General features: G+C 59.2%; 14 protein-coding genes and 1 tRNA gene. 8 read left to right on the top strand and 7 right to left on the bottom strand.

Annotated features, from left to right (window positions below; genetic code table 11):
• Positions 1-9 precede the first annotated feature (9 nt).
• A complete protein-coding gene (gene menE / locus EWF95_RS11255; protein WP_142444171.1) occupies positions 10-1,794 on the bottom strand; it encodes an o-succinylbenzoate--CoA ligase in 1,785 nt (594 codons plus the stop codon).
• Between the two features lie 39 nt (positions 1,795-1,833).
• Complete coding sequence (locus EWF95_RS11260) at positions 1,834-2,265, bottom strand: universal stress protein (RefSeq protein ID WP_142444172.1); 432 nt, start codon at positions 2,263-2,265, stop codon at positions 1,834-1,836.
• A 140-nt stretch (positions 2,266-2,405) separates the two neighbouring features.
• Here EWF95_RS11260 and EWF95_RS11265 point away from each other — a divergent pair, with 140 nt between their 5' ends.
• Positions 2,406-3,875: a DUF402 domain-containing protein gene (locus EWF95_RS11265; protein ID WP_142444173.1), complete on the top strand. Its 1,470-nt coding sequence runs from the start codon at positions 2,406-2,408 to the stop codon at positions 3,873-3,875.
• Between the two features lie 33 nt (positions 3,876-3,908).
• On the opposite strand, the gene EWF95_RS11270 is transcribed toward EWF95_RS11265, so the two are convergent.
• The 4 genes from EWF95_RS11270 to EWF95_RS11285 all read right to left on the bottom strand — a co-directional run bounded on the left by EWF95_RS11270 (position 3,909) and on the right by EWF95_RS11285 (position 6,794).
• Positions 3,909-4,235 carry a NifU family protein gene (locus tag EWF95_RS11270; RefSeq protein WP_142444174.1) on the bottom strand — a complete coding sequence of 109 codons (327 nt, stop codon included), beginning with the start codon at positions 4,233-4,235 and terminating at the stop codon, positions 3,909-3,911.
• A gap of 108 nt (positions 4,236-4,343) precedes the next feature.
• Entirely contained in the window at positions 4,344-5,312 is a 969-nt protein-coding gene (locus EWF95_RS11275; RefSeq protein WP_142444175.1) for an ROK family protein, read from the bottom strand.
• A 152-nt stretch (positions 5,313-5,464) separates the two neighbouring features.
• On the bottom strand, positions 5,465-5,848 hold the full coding sequence (locus tag EWF95_RS11280; RefSeq protein WP_142444176.1) for a DUF5611 family protein: 384 nt from the start codon (positions 5,846-5,848) through the stop codon (positions 5,465-5,467).
• A 109-nt stretch (positions 5,849-5,957) separates the two neighbouring features.
• Entirely contained in the window at positions 5,958-6,794 is an 837-nt protein-coding gene (locus EWF95_RS11285; RefSeq protein ID WP_142444177.1) for an NAD+ synthase, read from the bottom strand.
• A gap of 335 nt (positions 6,795-7,129) precedes the next feature.
• Here EWF95_RS11285 and EWF95_RS11290 point away from each other — a divergent pair, with 335 nt between their 5' ends.
• The 5 genes from EWF95_RS11290 (at position 7,130) to EWF95_RS11310 (ending at position 15,763) form a co-directional block, all read left to right on the top strand.
• Positions 7,130-10,180: a tubulin-like doman-containing protein gene (locus EWF95_RS11290; RefSeq protein ID WP_246055704.1), complete on the top strand. Its 3,051-nt coding sequence runs from the start codon at positions 7,130-7,132 to the stop codon at positions 10,178-10,180.
• Positions 10,177-11,622, top strand: a complete 1,446-nt coding sequence (locus EWF95_RS11295; protein ID WP_142444179.1) for a hypothetical protein — start codon at positions 10,177-10,179, stop codon at positions 11,620-11,622. Before EWF95_RS11290 ends, EWF95_RS11295 begins: the two co-directional genes overlap by 4 nt.
• Before the next feature lie 6 nt (positions 11,623-11,628).
• The gene (locus EWF95_RS11300) at positions 11,629-13,272 is read left to right on the top strand and encodes a carboxypeptidase-like regulatory domain-containing protein (RefSeq protein ID WP_142444180.1); all 1,644 of its coding nucleotides are present in this window, start codon (positions 11,629-11,631) and stop codon (positions 13,270-13,272) included.
• 94 nt (positions 13,273-13,366) lie between these two features.
• Entirely contained in the window at positions 13,367-15,637 is a 2,271-nt protein-coding gene (locus EWF95_RS11305; RefSeq protein ID WP_142444181.1) for a beta-alanine-activating enzyme beta-propeller domain-containing protein, read from the top strand.
• 55 nt (positions 15,638-15,692) lie between these two features.
• Positions 15,693-15,763 (top strand) — tRNA-Gly (locus tag EWF95_RS11310).
• Between the two features lie 55 nt (positions 15,764-15,818).
• Here EWF95_RS11310 and EWF95_RS11315 read toward each other — a convergent pair.
• On the bottom strand, positions 15,819-16,265 hold the full coding sequence (locus EWF95_RS11315; protein ID WP_142444182.1) for a hypothetical protein: 447 nt from the start codon (positions 16,263-16,265) through the stop codon (positions 15,819-15,821).
• Between the two features lie 508 nt (positions 16,266-16,773).
• Between EWF95_RS11315 and EWF95_RS11320 the strand changes: the two genes are divergently transcribed.
• Positions 16,774-17,064 (top strand): hypothetical protein, encoded by a 291-nt coding sequence (locus tag EWF95_RS11320; protein ID WP_142444183.1) that lies wholly within the window; start codon positions 16,774-16,776, stop codon positions 17,062-17,064.
• A 230-nt stretch (positions 17,065-17,294) separates the two neighbouring features.
• Positions 17,295-19,736, top strand: a complete 2,442-nt coding sequence (locus EWF95_RS11325; RefSeq protein WP_142444184.1) for a sensor histidine kinase — start codon at positions 17,295-17,297, stop codon at positions 19,734-19,736.
• Positions 19,737-19,762: the final 26 nt, after the last annotated feature.

Raw genomic sequence — 19,762 nt, forward strand, 5'->3', positions numbered from 1 at the left:
CGCCGGTGGTCACCCGCTGTCGCTGTGGTCGGCATCGTCGTCGACATCGGATGCAGTATCGTCATCGGCATCGACCACAGCATCGTCGCTCGCGGCGTCAGATTCGGCGTCGGGGATGGGCTCGGTGTCGGTTGGCGGCGTGGTCGATTCCGGTTCCTCGGCCGGCGACGCCGGCGACGGTGGCCGTCGATCGGCGACCAGTGCTCCACTCTCGGGCGCATCGTCGTCGACAGCGTCAGCAGCCGCCGGCTCAGTCGGCTGTTCCGACTCGGATGGATCGTCGTCGACTGTTTCGATCGGTGGCTCGGTCGAACCGCTCTCCTTGGCTGCGGTCACGGCCTCGCGGACGGCCGGGCGATCGATCGAGCCGGAAGCGGTTCGGGGAATCTCGTCGGCAAAGACGATCGTTTTCGGGCATTTGAACCCCGCGAGATGCTCCCGGCAGTGGCTGTCGACCGCCTCGACGGTCAGATCGTCGACAGCGGGCACGACGAGCGCGGTGACGCGTTCACCCCACTCGTCGTCGGGCACCCCCACGACCGCGGCTGCCTCGATCGACTCGTGGTCGGTGATCACAGCGACGATCTCGCCCGGATCGATCGTCTCCCCGCCGCTGGTGATCCGGTCGTCGATCCGGTTGACGACAAACAGCGAGCCGTCCTCGGCTTGGTAGCCGACATCGCCGGTTCGGAGGCCGTACCGGCAGAACGCCTCGCGGTCGTCGCCGTAGTAGCCGGGGGTTACCGTCGGCCCGCTAACGACGAGTTCGCCGGACTCGCCGGCCGCAACCGGCTCGTCGTCGTCACCGAGCACCGTTACCTCTGTCCACAGCAGCGGGCGGCCAACGGTTCCCGGTCGGTCGAAGGCGTCGGCTGGCCGGGCGGTCGCCACCTGGGAGGCGGTTTCGGTCATCCCGTAGGTCGGATGTACCGGCACCGAGTAGTTCTCACAGCGCTGTATCAGCGCGTCGTCGGCCGGCGCGCCGCCAAGGAGGACGACCCGCAGCGAATCCGACAGCGTCCCGCGTCGATCCAACATCCCTTTGAGCATCGTCGGCACCAGCGACACCACCGTCACGTCGTAGCGATCGAGATCGTCGGCGGCCTGCCCGGGATCGAAGTCGGAACGCAGCACCACGGCCGTCCCGTACAGCGTCGACCGAAAGATCGGGGCGATCCCGCCGACATGATACAGCGATAGCGTCAGCAGCCAGCGATCGGCGGGGTCGACGCCGAGCCGGAACGCCGAGGCGATCGCACTCGAAAGCAGGTTCCCCATCGTCAACACGACCGGCTTCGGTCGACCGGTCGAGCCGGAGGTAAAGACGATCAGCTGTGGCTCCTCGCGTTCCCACCCAACAGGATCGATCGACGCCGGCTCGACATTCTTGAACGATTTGACGGCCGCCCACTGTGGCTCATCGACCGAGGCGATCGGCACCGCGTCGACAGCCTCGACGGCAGCCGGCTCGGTGTCGATATCACAGACGACGAGCGTGAGATCCAGCTGGTCGATCTGTGCACCAAGTTCCTCGGCTGTCAATCGGTGGTTCAGCGGAACAAGCGTGACGCCGAGCCGCTGGGCAGCATGAAGAAGACAGACGCCCAGAAACGTTCGCGGCAGCAGGGTGCCGACCTGGTCGCCGGCGTCGACACCAAGGTTGGCCAGTCGACCGGCGGTCTCGTCGACAGCGGCGTCGAGACCGCTGTACGACCATCGGGTGTCGCTGTCGGCGTCGATCACCGCGAGATCATCGGGGGTTGCCGCCGCGCGGTGGGAAAGCCAGTCACGCATCGCCGATCACCGGTCGACTGACAGGGGGTACCCGCATGCTCAGGACTCCGCGGCCCGCACGGTCAACACCGGACAGGGTGCGGCGCGGACGACGCGTTCGGTCACACTCCCTAACAGGACGCGGTCGAGCCCGGTTCGACCGTGGGTTCCCATGACGATGAGATCCGCGTCGACGGCGTCGGCGTAGTCGGTGATCTGCTCGTGTGGGGAGCCGACCGAGACCTCGGTGACGGTCTCAACGCCGGCGTCGGCGGCGCGCTCGGCGATAGTGTCGGTGGCTTCCGCGGCCCGGGTTTCCAGACTGTCGAGTACCTGCTGAGAGCTTACATCGAGTGAGGCGTACGCCGAGCTGTCGACGACCGACAGCGCGTGCAGGGTCGCCCCGCAGTCCGCCGCGAGATCGATGGCGTGATCGACGGCCGCGCCGGCCGGCTCGCTGCCATCAGTTGGGACGAGGATTGTGTCGTACATACCTCAGTGTTCGCCGCGCCGGGACATAATAACTTGGCCACTATCCCATCGCATGAAACGCCAGCGGCGACAGCCGAACCAACAACATTTCAAACAGCGTCGCTACCTACAACCCAGTATGCACACGTCCGGAGGCAGCGATGAGTGAGCCGACCACGGACGACCACCGCGTCCGGATTCGCGGGATCTACACGACCGCGCTGACGAAGCTGGCCCTCGATACTGGCTGGAGGGTCGTCGACGCCTCAGCCCCGATCGAACGCCGGTTCGACGCCGACCTTGAGGACGGGGGCCACGATGTCGCCATCGAGACAACAGCCGACCGACAGGGCGTCGGCGTCGCCGGCGCGCCCGCGGCGGTTGAGACGGTGACGAGCCGCCTCGCCGTGATCGGTATCGACACCTGCTGGTGGAGCGATCCGGCCCCCGTCGGCGCGGTCGTCGACGGCCAGGTCACCGACACCACGGGCCGAGGGGCGATCGTCGATCTTGGGTCGACCGAGGGGTATCTCCCCTTTGCTGCGGTCGAGAGCCACATCGACACCGGCGACACGGTGCGGGTACAGGTACGGGAGTCGACGCCGCCGTGGGCGGGTGATCGCCGCCGACTGGATGGCGGGATCCGTGTCTCGACCGACCTCGTGACGCTGCTGCCTGAGGAGGGCTCGGCGACCGTCGACAGCCATGACGACGCCGCCGCCCGCGAACTCCTCGGGATGGCCGATCTGATGGACATTGATGCTCCTGACGGCTGGCGGATTCAGTGGCACCACGCCGCCACCGAGGCATCGATGGACGAGCTGCGAGCAGCGTTGGAGACGGCGACCGAACAGGCCGAAACAGTCGCCGAGGAATTGGCTGGCGACACTGGTGGCGATGCTGCTGGCGAAGCCAACAAGAATGAGACTCCACGGGAGGTGTTCAGCCAGCGAGCCGGCGCGTGGTGTTGGTTCGGCCGCGAATCACGGTTTGCCCTCGATGGGATTCGCCGCGAGGTGACCGACACGATGGCCGGCCACCACCGTATCAAAGCCGGCAGCGACGGGGCGAGCGCGGCGGTCGACCTCGTCGAATCGCTCTGTTCGACCGACGAACTCGGCGACGCTGACGCCGACTTTCCCTTCGCTGTCGTTGCCGACAACTTCGGACCAACCGTCGGCGACAACATCGAGATCAACCACGGCAAACCCGACGGGCGGCTGTTTAGTCTTGGGTCGGGCACAGTCACCGAACGGGACGCCGACTCGATCACCCTCGTCCGCGAACTTTCCGGCGGTGGTCGCTACGATGGGTTGGACGTGCCGCGCTCCGACGGCGACACCGCGACAACAACGTTCCAGGAAGGGCGGTGGTGGTATCCAACCGTCTACCGCGACCGCAACGAGGAGCTCATCGGCACCTACGTCAACGTCTGTACGCCACTGGAATGTTTTCCGGACGGCGTTCGCTACATCGATCTCCATGTCGACGTGCTGAAATATCCTGACGGCACCGTCGAGCGCGTCGACGACGACGAACTCGACGAGGCTGTCGACGAAGGGGAGATTACCGAGGAACTGGCTGAGAAAGCGAGAGCCGTTGCGACCGCGTTGGAAACGTCGCTGTCGTAGCTGTCTGTGGCGTGGTGCTGTCTCGTGGGCGGCTCAGAAGTGGCCGGCCGACTCGTTGGAGTACTGCACGTCGCCGCCGCGGCCGCCTTCGACCGTGTCCGCGCCGGTGTCGCCGGTCGAGGGCACCTTGACCTGCACATCCTCGATCTCCTCGAACTCCATATACATATCGCGCTTGATGTTTTGGGCGGTGACGTTTGAGATCCCACAGCCCGAGCAGGTGCCGCCGAGTTCGACGACGACCTGGCCGGTCTCGGGGTCAGCCTCCCTGACCATGCTTGTCCCGCCGTGCATCTGGATGATCGGCATCTGTTTGACCATCCAGGTTTCAACGCGGGATTTGAGGCTCTCGTCGGTCATACCACCCTCTATGGGCTCAACGTATGGGTAAGTTGCGGTTCCAGCAGTCGGGACAGCGATGAATAATCGTGAGCAATGTGGGGCTCAGATCGATGACCGATCTGTCGCTCAGAGCTTCGAACGATCGCCCGTCCCGCCGGTGAGCGCGCTGGCGACCGCGCCCTTCACGACCACGTCGTCGCCGAGTTCGGTGAGATTGACCTCGGGGATGTTCGTCATCACCATCTCATCGAGGCGGTCGCGGATCGGATCCAAAACGAGGTTAGGGTTGTTGAGCGCGACCGCGCCGCCGACATTGATCACGAGTGGCGCATAGGCGTGGATGATGTTGGCGACGCCCATCGCGTTCCAGTGGCCGAGCTGGTCGATAACGTGGTCGGCGAACTCGTCGTCGCCGGCGAGATCGAAGATCGAGGCCGCCGAGAACTCCGGATCGTCGAAGGCGAGTTCGGTGTCGATCGGATCCTCGGCGTGGAGGCGTTCGGCGTAGCGGGGGATGTTGTTGCCCGAGCAATAGGCCTCCCAGTGGCCGTCGTGGCCGCAGCCACAGGTCATGAACCCGTGTGGGTCGAGTGTCATATGGCCGACCTCGCCGGCGTTGCCGTCCCAGCCACTGATGACGTGGCCGTCGACACAGACGCCCGCGCCGATCCCCGAGGAGATAGTGAGATAGACCATATCGTCGGGGTTGCGCTCGCTGTGGAACCGCTCGCCGATGACGCCCGCGATGGTATCGTTGTGCAGATACACATCCTCGGTTGCCAACAGCTTCGAGATCGGCCCGGTAAGCGGGATGCGGTCGATCCGATCCGGGAGGTTCGCCGGGTTTTCGACCGCGCCCGCGGCGAGATCCAGCGGCCCGATCGAGCCGATGCCGCAGGCGGTAACTGTCCCTGGAGTTACGCCGGCCTGCCCGCAGGCCGCGCGGATCGCATCGAGAATGGCTTCGGTGACCGCGATCCCGGTCGGCCCGCGCGGTGTTTCGGCCGTGGCACTCCCCAGAATCGTCGCCGAGCTATCGGCGACAACGGCCCGGATGTTCGTCGCCCCGAGGTCGACACCCACGTAGACGGCCATCACCCGACTTCGGGGAGCGACCGCACTTAATTAGGACGTTTTTACTCGCCGCGGGAACCCCGAGGCAGCGATCGATCTGGATACAAGCCGCACAGTGGGGCACAAATGGATCGCCAACAGCACCACGCCGCAGCTGTCGGCCGTCGGTGTGTTCAGTAATCCGGGGCGTCGTCTTCGACTTCCCGCTTGAGTGACTCCCGTCGGGATTTGGCGTCCCGGCCGGTCGCCTCAAGCAGGAACTCGTTTTTCAGCGAGACAGCTTCCTCGGCCGCGGCGGCGTCGCCGTCGGCGATGACCTCCTCGGCGGGCCGTTCCTCAAAGTGAACGGCGATCTTGTCCTTTTTACCGCTGTATTCGGCGGCCCCAGCGAGGATGCGTTTGAAAACGGCGTTGTCGGGGTCGTCAACGACGTACAGCTCGTGGCCGTTGTGTTCTTCGGTGCCGGTGACGGTGCCGAAATACGATTCAACTGTGTCTTTCAGATCGGGGATGCGGTCGTCGAGATGCTCCCCGCGGCGCATCTTGTACTCCTTCATTGCCCGCCGATTAGCAAGGGGATGGTTTACCGCTTTCGTCGTCGTGATCTACCAGCGTGTTGGGATGTTTACCCCAGCGTCGTGAGTGCGGTGCGACCGACGGAGCCGATCACTCACCGAGCGGATCGGGTGCCGGCGGCATCGAACGCTTGTGCTCGCTGTCCGCAACAAGGGATTCGACACGCCGGATCTGGTCGTGGTCGACGCCGTCGAGCGTGCGCAGCGTCGCCGCCGTCGACAGCGGGCCATCGACGTGGAGTGCGAGGATTGCGTCTACGGTATCGTAATCGAGCCCGAGCTCATCCTCATCGGTTTGGCCGTCCCACATCCCGGCGGTCGGCGTCTGGGCGACGAGATCGGCGGGGACACCCACGGAGTCAGCGAGCTGTCGCACCTGCTGTTTGTAGAGCCCGCCGATAGGGTTACAGTCGACGGCCTGATCGCCGTACTTCGTGAAGTAGCCGGTCATCGCCTCCGCGCGGTTGCCGGTGCCGAGAACGACCCGATCTTCGGCGTTGGCGACAAAGTAGTTGAGCACGGCGCGCGTGCGAACGTAGACATTACCCATCGCCATTCGATCCTCGGTCGCGCTGGGAACGGCCTCGAAGATCTGCTCGGCGATCGGCTGGATCTCGATGATATCGTACTCGATGCCTAACTCCTCGGCGACGCGCTCGGCATCGCTCATGTTGTCCGGGTTGTTGACCTCGCTGGGCATGACGAGCCCATGGAGGCCGTCGGTACCGAGGGCCTCGACGGCGAGATAGGCGGTTGTCGTCGAGTCGATGCCGCCCGAGAGGCCGAGCGTCGCGCCATCGGCGTCAGCATCATCGACGGTGTCCTCGATAAACGAGACGAGCGTCTCGCGGACGGTTTCGAGTTCGGACGCCGAAAACCGGAGGTCAAGCGGGGCGGATTCAGAGAGGACGGGCGTGGTAGCGGACATAACACACATGTGGTCTGGATGAACTAATAACCTTCTCCCAGGAACAAAAGCGGGGCAATTGATTACAGTATAACGAATATACCCGGAGTACAGTTGGGACGTAGCATCAGAGATCCTATAGAGATATCAATACATTATTTCACTAATCAATTATTTGACTGTATTTTGTCAATCGGGAATTTTATTGGATACTGTAATAACTTATCGTTCGAAGGATGAACCTCCCAGACAGAATATTTGCCGTAGGCGGGGCAGGGAAAGCCGTTACCTACGAGTTATTGGGTGCAACGTGGGTGCAGGAAGCGGTGTTGCAGCCGCGGCCTGATCCACGTTCGTTGACAGTAACAATAATCGATACCGCCGAGGAAGAGGAAAACCGTGATTTCGAGCGAATCCATGAGCTCGAAGAAGAGATCCAAGAGACGAAAGATCGGCTCAGAGAGGAGAGTGATGGACGCGGCCGTCCCGGTGAGATCACCATCGAGTATCTCCCGCTGACCCGGAACATTCAGCTCCACGATCAAAACGACCTGATCGGCGAATCGGCGGTGCCACGGATCGCATCAGGAAAGGGGATGAGCGAGGACAACTGGTGGCTCAAACCGGAGTTCATCAACGAGAACCTTGATTTTGCCACCGGCGTCGTTCGGAAGCGCGGGCTTGGCAAGGGGTTGTACTACAAGGCGTATGCCGAAGACGACGACGTTCGCACCTCGATCGACCTCCCGCGGCGAGGGAAGGTAGCGGTGATCGCCGGACTGGGAGGCGGATCAGGTTCAGGCATCTTTATCGATCTCGTCCGCGATCTTAAACAGACGAACCGAACGGCCGAGATGACGCTGTTTGGCATTCTACCGAACGACGATGAGGGAGATGCCGAAACCGCAAACGCACACGCCGCCCTCTCGGAGATGGAGTATCTGAGCCTCCAAGGCGAGGATATCTTCAAGGATAAGATACTGGTACCGATTGATCCGACCGGGTTCGGAGGGAAGAAGGCAAACATCCTCCAGTCATCGGACGCACTGATCGAGTTTGACCGTGCGATGGTCTATCTCATCGCAACCTACTACAACATGATGGATATGGAGGATCCGTTCGCCGATCTTCCCTCCTACGCGCCATTTATCATCGGCGTGCCACAGGTCGTTCGCTACAACGTCGATGAGATACAGGACGCAAAATCGGTGATGAGTGAAATCCTGACGGCCAAACAAGACGCCTCCGAGGCGGAGGCGGATATCTATGCAGGGGTCGATCGGTTCCTCTCCAGAGAGTGGAGTCCCGAGGGGCCGGAAGGTGAGCTTCATGACGCAGATCGCTCCGATCTTGAAACGCGGCTCGAAGAGATCAAATCGCTGCTTGAGTTCGACCTCTTCACCGAACTGGAGTACGAATCGGTCTCGATTTACAAGGACATCATCTCACAGGCCGAGTCGGAATCCGAAGATATCACCGAACAGATCGAGGTGATCGGTGGATCGATCCGAGCCGGGACAACAGATGTCGGCGGCGAAGCCGATCAGTTCGTCGACAGCACCGACAAACAGCTCGGTGATGTCGCAAAGAACGCGCTGAAACGGCTGGCACAGCGAAAGGATCTGCTCTACCGACTTCGAGGGATCGATGATACGCAGGTACAGAACACGATCAGCTACCTGCTCGCGTTAGAAACCGACACGGTCAGCCCAGGGGTCAGACTCAATCAGCTCGAAGCAAAGCTTGAGGACGCCCAAGAGCGAAAAGAGCGGCTTACAGCTGACCTCGAAGAGACTGCCGCGGAGTTGGAAGAGCAGCGTCGGAAACAGCAGGATGAGATCGACCGACAGGTCGACAACTGGGATCATGCTGCGCGACCGATCTACGAGGAGTACACCGAATGTCAATCGATCCCGGTTGAGTCGATCACCGATGATCTGGAGGTGGCACTCGACGAGTACGCCAGAGAGGTCGAAAACGCCGATTCCGAGGAGCTTGTTGAATCGCTCAACGATGCGGAGGTGCGGAGCGCGCTGAATGAACTCTCCGATGAGTTCGAGTCACTGGGGATCAGTAGCAGCGACATAAAACGGCGTATCAACTCCTCGCTGAAGGATCTGCAGGCCGTTCGAAGCGCGTTTATCAAGATGAACGAGGAGGAGGGAACCCTCGAATCGTTGGCGCCATGGGAAACTTCCTCAGAGGAAGAACGCGAGGAAGCACAGCGAAACTACCGGATGAAGACGAATCAACTCGAAGACAAGGAGGTGTTTACCGTCTCAAGAACCGGTGATTCGATCTCTATCGACGCTGAGTTCGATGGACGAGAGCTGGTTAGAACCGTCGAAGACGAAATCGATCACCGACGGCAGTCGCTTCTCAGTGAGGCACGATCGGTTCTTGAGGAGGAGCACTCCTCGGCGATGGACGAGCTCCAACGACAGCTTGAGGATAGTGCGAGCTTCGGTGATCTCACCATGATCATCGAGGAATGCATCGAAGAGGAGGTCTTAGAGACAGAGGAGATTCAGGCACGCCACGACGAGCTTGAATCTGATCTGGAAGCGGCAGAGAAATCCGTCGAACGGTACGACGGAACCGCTGACCTGTTCGAGGAGCTGAACAAGCCACGCGAAAAGCTGCTCACCGCCGAAGAGGAGTATCGAGACCACCAGACAGAGTACGAGGAAAGCCGGGATACCGATGTCGCCACACAGGACGAATCCTACGACTACATCAAAACGATTCAGCCCCAAAACATCCTCCAGATACGGGAGGATACCGATATCGGTCAGAGTAAGCTCTTCGACGATCAGACGGAACGACAGCGACTCCGTGGCTCGCTCGAAGAGTTAGCGCGGAAAGCACAGGATCCACAGTACACCGGGCTCAGAAAACGTCGGATCAGCGACGATCGAGCGCGGTACAACGAGATGAACCTCGTTGTCGGTGTGATGAGCCAGGCGATCGATTCGATCGGCGACGTTGCCGACCTCGAAGGCGAATTCAAGGGAGCCTACAACCTCGGGGCCGGCGGTGAAAACTACGCCTCGTTCCCGGTTGAGGCCGGCGGAAACTGGGATGTCGGTCTCGGAATGTTCATCGGCGGGATCTTCCTTGATAATCTCCGTGCGGAGGTTGAGGCCGACGGCTACCACACCGGTTACAAAGCCCGTGAGGGAGCGGAGGATACGGACATCCTTGTCCACCACAACCACAAGCTTGACGAAGGGTGGTATGTCAGGCGGACAGATGTGCTCAACATGGAGAATCAAAACGATGTCAGGTTCTTCCTGCGAGATGAGGCCGAGATCAGGGAGGATCTTCTGAACGACTACCTCGAAACGGTGCGGTTCAGTGATACAGCCGAAACAGATGATCAGGTTGAGACGGATACGGAACGATGAGTTTCGGAGACCTAATTAGGGACAACAGCGAAAAACTGCGGCTCGTCGGCTACTTCGTCGTCGTGATCGCCGTCGCCGCACCGCTGTTTAGCTCACTCGGAGAGGCGTGGCAACGGTCAGACATCTTCAAACAGCTCATCCAGACACCAGGAGCCCTCGGAATCGTCAGCGTCGAACAGCTGTCAGCGTTTCTGTTTGGGGTGTACGCTGGCCTACTCTTGCTGTTGATCCTTGATCCGAAAAAGCGGATTCAAGGGTTGTTACTCGGGTTTGGAACGATCTCGGCACTGATCGCGCTGCAATCTCAGGGGCTATTCCTCCCGAATATCGATTTTGTTGCTAATATCCCCCTCGTTGTGGGTGGTGTCGTACTTGGCGGAATCGCCGGCGGCGGACGAAACCTCTTCGAAATTCAGACCGCTGACGCACTCGAGTTCCGGCGTGCAGCCAGCCTGCTGTTTTTCATCCTCTCGGCAATCACCATCGTCGGGTTGATCGAGTATCACGTCAGCTTCCCACAGGTCATCAATCCTGTTTTCGGGGAAGGAACGGTAGATATTGTTGTTCCAGACAACCCGTCGGTAGAGTTCAACTCCGGCGGACTCATTGGAAATGTCGTCCTCTCGGTGATATTCATCGTCACGTTGCGGAGCTTCTTCGAGTACGACTCGGCTGAAGACTTCTTTATTCTCGGCCCGGTTGGCTCGGGGAAATCGCTCTTCTTGGTCGGTAAGTATCTCGAAGCACTCGACGATGCAGCCGCCCGGGACGCAGACACACCGATGACACCGAGTGCGGATCTCATGGAGCTGGTCAGCGAGGTTGATGCCGCATCCGAGGACGCGGGCTGGGAGCTCGGTGCAACTGCCGTCGACGATGTGAAAAATCTGGAGTTTAATTACGTCAAAGGAAGCGTTTTCCCGAAAAACATCCGTATCGGGAGCCTCGACTACGCCGGTGAGTATCTCGATCAGTTGCCGAATGCGTTGGCGAGCGCACCCGAGGAGATCGACGACTCGATCCTCCGGCGGCTCGCCCAGCGGGTGCGGGAAGCTAACACCCTGGTGTTGATTCTCGATATGGAGCGATACGAGGGCGATGAATCGCTGGGTATCGAGTCCTATTTCGACATCCTAGATGCGACTGACAGCACCAAAGTGCTGCTCGTGGCAACAAAATGTGACGTGCTAGCCGAGGAGTTCGAAGACGAGATGGGCCTTGATCCGGTGATGTACTTCGACGATTTCAAAGACTACGTCAACGAGACGCTTGTCCAGAACGATCAGACGGTTCGGACACTGGTACAGGACACTGCTGGGTCGGAGATCCATCCGGTGTACTATCAGACGACCGAGCGAAACGGCGAGCGGGTGCCGATGCGGGATGTAAACGGGAACGTACAGACGATGGGATTCAACGAACTGCTCGACAAGATGGGGTGATCAATCATGTCAACACTCACAGTTTACGACGCACAAGGAAACGAATACTCCCCAACAGGTGATGCAACGGGGACGAACCAGCGAATCAAACAGATGGCCCTCGCAAGCTTGCGAGTTGCTATCAAACCAACCGAGCGGCAGGTGACCGGCTACTTCCGCGCGAAGGAAACACCGAACTCGCGGGCCGAACAGTTCTACGGCGAGTACACCGATCGGAACACCGCCGAACCGCTCACCGACTTTGTCAACGCCGTTCGCACGCAGATCGATGAGTGGAACCACACACTTGACGAGTCAGATGACTCGATGGCGGTATTCAACGCGCTGACGAACCAGCGGCGCGCGACGGTACCCGGCACGGATAAAGATATCCGGATTCTAGAGGAGTTGGCCGGTGATCGGGAGGTTGCAGCTGTCGGTGTCTCCAGCGCGAACGAGGCCGTCGGGCTGTTACAGGAGTTTGCCGATGAACACTCGGTAGCGATCGCGGACTCCACAAACACCGACGCACTCTCGGAGTTCGATATCGTCATCGCCACCGGTCGGCATCAGGGTATCGAGCCACTCGGCCAGACGACAGGACGGTGGAAGGAGGCGAAGCAGTCGCTCAAACGGGAGCTTGTCGACGAAGAGATCAGCTCAATTACGGAGTCAGTCCGAACGCTCAAGCGAGACTTTGGGCTGTCGAGCGGTGAGATCCAGCGAAAAGTCTCAGGGCTTGAGGCCCCCGGTTCAAGCGGTGGAGGACGCTCACAGCTCGGTGGCTCTGCGTCGACCGGTGAGAAGCTGAAGCGAACGCTTCTGTCGCCGCAGGTTGGGAAGTATCTGTTTATTGGGGCGATCGTTTTGATCGTGCTGATTGGTGGATACTTTGGTGCAACTCAATTGGGTATTTTAGGATCACCACCTGAAATCAGTGGAGAAGTTGTTGATGAAAATGGGGAACCAATTTCCAATGCAAGCGTTACAATAACAAATCCGGATGGAAATATCAATCCGGCTAATCAGAATGAAACATCGGAGTATACTGCCACAACAGATAATAATGGGGAGTATAGCTTAGAATTAGAGAGCGGAGAAGGGACATATGATATATCATACGATGGTGAATCATATGAAGATGTAGAACCGCCGAATGCAAGCATTGATTTCCCCAAAGAAGAGAGCAGTCCGGATTCAAGTGGAAACGAGTCTTCTGGATCAATCATTCCAGACTGGTTGCCAGTCGGTGGAAGTAGCAGTCAAAACAGTGATACACAAAATAGCGGCTCCGAAAGTGGGAGTCAAGAGACTGAGGGAGACACAAGTACTAGTGGATCTGAAAGTGATAGCGGAAACCAAGAACAAGTATTTCGCTTTTTGAATGGTACTGTTGTAGATCGGAACGGAAATCCTGTTTCATTTGCTAATGTTTCCATTGAATACGGGAGTGGTGAAAAATTAACGGAAGAACAACAAACAGGACAGGATGGCCAATACCGATACGAAAATGTCCCGTATGAAGGAAATATTCAGAATATAACATTAGTTTGGAAAGCAAATGAGGAAGGATATATCCAAGAAAATACAGAAAGTCTGGATTTAGGTGAATTTTTAAGTAATGAGGAAGACGGTGTTTCGAGGGAGATTCAGCTGACTCAAGAGGCGTAAATCTTAGATATCTGATGAATAGTAAGGGTGCTGCTGAAAATTGTTGAAAACATACCCAGAATCTTTTTTACCACTATCAGTATGTCATCCAATAATGAACAACGAGAAAATAAATGCCGTTGATGAATTACGCGGGAAACCAACACGGCGACGGGTGCTACATACAACTGCGGTCGCAGCCGGTGTTCTCGGTGGCGTGACAGCCAGCAGCACCAATGTGACAGCACAGGAAGAAGCAGGCAACGAACAGTGGTCGTTCAACACTGGGGGAACGATCACCTCCTCACCCACGATCGTCGACTCCTTCGTCTACTTCGGCAGCGACGACGGTAACATATACTCCCTGAACGCCTCCAACGCGTTCGAACGGTGGGCGTTTTCGACCGGTGGCAGCGTCCAGTCGTCACCGACCGTGGTGAGTGGTATTGTCTTTGTCGGGAGCCAGGACAACACCCTCTATGCGATCAACGCCGAATCCGGTGAGGAAGAGTGGGCCTTCAGCACTGGCGGAGCTGTCAACTCATCGCCAACAGTCGTCGATGGAACAATCTTCGTTGGGAGTAACGACGGAACAGTATATGCTGTAAGTGCCTCATCGGGACAGGAAGCGTGGACGTACGAGACCGGCGGAGCCGTCGAATCATCTCCGGTCGTTGTCAACGGAAGCGTCTTCGTCGGCAGCGATGACGGCACGTTGTATGCGATCAACGCCGACTCGGGTGAGGAACAGTGGACGTTCGAGACCGGTGGCAGTATCCAGCGATCACCGACGGTGGCAAACGAAACAGTCTATGCCAGTAGTGAAGACGATGTGCTGTACGCTGTCAGCGCATCTGGCGGTGAAGAGCAGTGGACGTTCGAATCCGAGTTTGGTGACCTCTCGACGCCAACCGTGGCGTCGGCGGGCTCGTTCGTCAGAGACACCGTCTTCGTCGGTGATCTCACCGGAACAGTGTACGCGCTGAACGCGGAACTCGGCGGAAGCCGATGGGAGAACGATCTCCAAGATGGCACTGGGACACCGACCGTTGTTCAATCAAACGTCTTTTTCGGGAACCGAAACGCCACCTACGCGCTCGATGTGGACACCGGCTCCGTCGATTGGGATATCAATTCCGAGATGACCTCCACTCCGACCGTTGCCGACGGAACGATGTATTTCGGTAGTGGATCCACTCTCCGTGCGATTAACTCCGGTACCACATCATCAAGCGAGGGATCACGGACAAGACTCGGGACACTGGGCCATCCACCCGATTGGGCGTATGCTGATCAGACGATCGAAATCGATACCGAAGCACCACCATCAGGTGACGATGACAGTCCGCCAACAGACGATGGGGACGACAGCCCACCAGCAGATGATGGGGACGATAGCCCGCCAGTAAACGATGACGACGGCCCGCCACCGTCAAACCCCGATGATGGCCTCGGGATGGTTGCCGCCGGCGGAGCCGGTGTCGCTGTGCTCGCGGGCATCGGAGGAGCCTACAAATGGCTCAGCAGTTCAGATAGCGATCGACAGCAGCGGGATAGCTTTGAGGAGGAGACACCGTCGGAATCACCCGATGTCCAAGATGAGGTAATCGAAGCAACTGATACGGCAGACGCCACAGATGATGTCGACCCGGATGTGCTCCGAGACGATGCCGATGAACTCGTTGTCGATGCGACTGCGGCCCGAGAAGAGGGGGATTTGGCGACAGCCATCTCACTGTATGATGAAGCTCTCGATCTCTACAGGACAGCAGCCGACGAGATCGACGACGAAGACACCAAAGACGAGCTGAAAGAGACGATCGCACAGACTAACTCCGATCGGGAAACACTCAGTCAGATCCAGAGCCGGCGTGGCGACCTCACGGAGGCGTTACAGCTCGGCGAGACAAGTTTCCAGACAGCAGTTGCAGCCCATGTGAACGGCGAGTACACTGTTGCCAAGCTTCGGTACCGACAGGCCCGCGATCAGTATCAGCGCGCGCTGGACGAGCTCACAGGAAGTGACCACGAGCTGCTCAGTGAAGCGGTGCAGGTGGCTGTCGACCGCGAAAAGGATATCAGCCCAGGAGCAGTTTCGACGGTGATCGATCTCTCCGAGGAGACGATCGACGCGCTCACAGAGGCCGGCATCGAGACGGTGGCTGATCTACAGGATGCACAGACAACGTCAGCAGACGATGGTGAGATCGAAACGATCAATCCGGTCGAAGAGCTTCGGGAGGAAGGGACGATCACGGAGGAGGTAGCCGCACAGCTCACCGCACTGTACTGGTGGCACGATCAGGAAACGTACCAGGTTACGACCGAGGCGGCGATCCGTCAGCGATACGATCAGTCATCGGCCGGATACGAGGCAACAAAATAGCGCAACCGGATCGAACCAGCGGGTTTATTTTTCCAGGCGCACACCAGTTTTCCGTGCGCCGTTGGTCCAGTGGTAGGACAGAGCCTTCCCAAGGCTCTAGCCCGGGTTCAATTCCCGGACGGCGCATGGTACTATCCCTACACGCTGAGTGGAGAAACCGTTAAAATCACGCGTACTGAGGCTACGATGAGGACTCTCGTTGGCGCAGATATTGGACAGAGAGTCCGACACTGAATGCGAGAACCGCAACCGGAACGGAAAAGCCGCCGTCGGCAGCGAACGACACGGTGTTACCCTGAATGACCTGCATCCAAATCGGGGCAGTGTTGGCTAACAGTGCGGCCCCAAGTCCGGTCAAACAGATGCTCATCAACACGTCGTAGTTCCGCATCGCAACGATACCGGCAACGATCCCGACAACAGCCGCGATCCCGAGAATTCGGATCAGTTCTTCCTGTGGCAGTGCAGCAAACCGAAACAGATCAAGGGCGGCAAGCGGCGAAGATTCGATCCCGGTCGACGCCACCTCACGTGGTGTCGCTTCTATTTCACGGCCGAGAAGCGTAAAGAAAACCGCCGCAACGCCGGCGGTAAACCCGGCGATCCCAGCAGCGTATCGGGTGGCCATACGGATGAGCCCGGCACCCAAAAGCGCGCCAACAGCTGTGAGTACAGCAGTTATTGCCAGAATCTGTGAGGTCTCGAAACCACCATTTGAGATCAGACGTGGGAGACCGATCCAGCCGATTGCACCGCCAGCGGCCCCGCCACCGATCCAGCCGATCACGTTTAGAATGGTATCCGCTAAGTTGTAGCCGGCGACGGCCAATAAGAGACCAACGAGGGTTACGGTACCGAGAATCGTTGCAGTAAGTGGATCAATACCGATCATCGATAACTCTACAGTACGTTACAAAGGTTACGCGTGTTATAATTTGTTTTTGACGAAAGATATGTAACAGTGTAATTCAGTACAACATCCGAGGATTTGTGGTTGTAGGTGCGACCTGTGCCGGCAAAATAGCCTCTGATACTCGGAAGACAATCACTACATATCAGTCGACAGTCAGTGACGAGGAGCGTCAAGCATAGTTTCTACCACAACAATTATACGAAAAGTATCTGTGAGTTGGAATATGCAGACCGTTACCGTTCAGGATGGGATCCGGTATGGGTTCAAGATCATGGCATACTATCTCGGCGTCGTAATCGTCGGGAGCGCGATCTCAAGTGTTGGTAGTGGGATAGCTGCCACCGGTGTCCGAACCGGGATAAGACAGGATCCGAATATCGGGACGATACTGCTTGGTGGAGCAATCGCGGTCGTCGGGCTTCTGATGATATTCGCCGGTATTTTTGGCGCGCTGTACAAGGTTATCGCTGACTCTGTCGCCAAAGGACGAGTGATGTCGGCCGGAATCAATTGAAACAACAACACAATATTTTGAAGACAGTACGCATCCTCTTGGAGAGCTACAGGGGAAGACATCCACCACAAACAATTCGGACAGAGCCAGGCGTTTGTGAGACCAGAAGGCGTGAATCAATTGTCGACTACTGGCTGCTAGTCCGGAGACAAACCGTTAACATCGGTGGATAATAATCAAACGAACAAACCTGTATCGGACAGACTGTCGGATGCAGCCTGTAATCCCTCATGGCCCTCGAATCGCTGCTCCCAGAACCGATCCGCTCGCGGTACGCGTTGAAGCTGCTCGGCGGGGCGATGCTCATCGGTCTGTTGATCACCGCGATCAGTGCGACGACTGTCATCGATGTTGCCGACAGTGTCAGAGACGATCAGCTGCGCTCGATGGAGACAAACGCGGAGCTGGAGGCCAACGCCCTCGCCCAGTGGGTCGACGGAAACCAACAGACGATCCGTGCCCTCTCAAGCCACCGCGGGCTCGATCCCGACGCACCCGCGGAGACAGCTGCCGTCCTCCGGCGCGAACGCGGGGCGTTGTCAACCGAGGTGGCGACGCTGTCGCTGGTCGAACGCAGTCCCGCAACGTTTTCCGAAGGCACCGACGAACGGATCGTCGCCAGCACAGAGCCCTCCTACGTCGATCAGTCGCTGTCGGTAAGCGATGTCAACTGGAAGCCAACTGTCGGCTTCAATTTCAACGGGACCGATGACGTGATCCTCTCGTGGGTGTACACCGACGAGGATGAGGCACTCGTCGCTATCGCGTCGCCGACACCCGACGGCGACCACGTCCTCGTCGGCGAGTACCGAACCGATGTGCGAGCCGAATCGTTCACCAGTGTGATTGAGGGCACCGAGACACAAGTGTTGGGTGGGTTCACCGCCTTTGTCCTGTTCGACGAAAACCAAACAAACGTCATCAGCCCCTACAAGGGCAACCGCGCAAACACGACGATCGGAAGCCGGATCCTCGAACGCCCACCTGCCGCCGAGCTCAACGGCTCGGTGTTGACTGACACCAGCGTCAAAGGGTACCACAGCGTCCCCGGCGAGGATGTCGACTGGGTTGTCGTCAAGGAAGCTCCACGAGGAAACGCGCTTGCGGTCAGCGAGTCCGTCCGCACCGACCTCACCGCGCTTGTGGGGATCATGCTGCTTGGGTTTCTCCTGATCGGGGCCGTGATCCAACGCGGGCCGCTCCGCTCGATCCAGCGGCTGGCGCGGCAGGCCGACGCGATCGCCGACGGCGAGTTGGCCGTCGACATCGAGGATGACGGCCGCGAGGATGAGATCGGCGATCTCCGGACGGCGTTCCGCAACACGAAAGCCTACATCGAGACGATCGCCAGCCAGGCCGACGCGCTCTCCCGGCAGGCGTTCGACGACGATGCCTTCGAGGCGGCGATCCCCGGGCGGATCGGGGCGGCGATGGCCGACATGCGCGGCGATCTCCGGCGGTTTATCGATGAGCTAGAGGCCGAACGCGAGCGGTACTCGACGCTGGTCGAACAGAGCAAGGACGGCATCGGCGTCGTCCAAGGCGACGAGTACGTCTTCGTCAACGACCGCTTGGCCGAGATCACCGGCTACAGCCGCGAGGAGCTGGTCGGCACCCCGTACGCCACCGTCATCGCCGACGAGGATCTTGCGGGCGCAGACGAGCAAGCTCGACGCGTACTTGAGGGGGTCACAGCCAGTGATCAGTACGAGCTTGATGTCGAAACCAAGGCCGGCCAGCGACGGCGGGTCGAAACAACCGTATCGAAGATCAGCCACGACGGCGAGCCCGCGGTGTTGATCAACGCCAGGGATATCACCGAGCGGAAACGCCGTGAGCAACGGCTGGCGGTGTTCAACCGACTTCTCCGGCACAATTTCCGGAATCGCCTCGATGTGATCAAAGGTCACACCGAGCGGCTGGCCGACCAAACCGACGGTGACCACGCCGAGACGGTGTTAGCGGCGGCCGATCGGTTGGCAACCCTCGGCACCCGCGCGCGGCGCATCGATCGGCTGATGGCGCGTGATCCCGAGCCGACAACGGTCGACGTGACCGCCGTCATCACCGAGGTGCTCGACGAGCTCGACACCACCGAGGTGAGCGTCGATACCGAGCTCACCGAGTCTGTTTCGTTGCGAACGGACGCCGAAACACTCCGAACCACACTTTCGAGCCCGCTTGAAAACGCCGTCAGATACGCCGAGTCAACGGTGACAGTCGCGGTCACCACAACGGCAGCGGGCTGTCGGATCGTCATCAGCGACGACGGACCGGGGATCCCGCCCGCCGAGCTCGACTCGCTTGCGGCCGGCACCGAAACCGATCTGCAACACGGCCGCGGGCTCGGCCTCTGGCAGCTCAAATGGGGCGTTGACGCGCTCAACGGCGAGCTGGATTTCGACACCGCCGACGGCACAACGATCCGGATAACTCTTCCTGCGCTCGGTGAGGCGGCGAACGAACGCGATGGTGACGGCGATGGTGGCGACAGCAGTGTCGACGACGAGCGCGACGACAGTGACGACGACAACGACGAGGATGACAATGGCGACAGCAGTGTCGACGATGATGGTGACAGCGAGAGCAGCGACAGCGACGAGGAGAACGGCAGCACCAACAAAAGCGACAGCGACAACACCGACAGCGGCACCGACAGCACCGACACCTGATCAGCCAGCGGCGGCTGTCAGGAGAC

The organism is Halonotius roseus, assembly GCF_006861655.1.
Lineage (GTDB): Archaea > Halobacteriota > Halobacteria > Halobacteriales > Haloferacaceae > Halonotius > Halonotius roseus.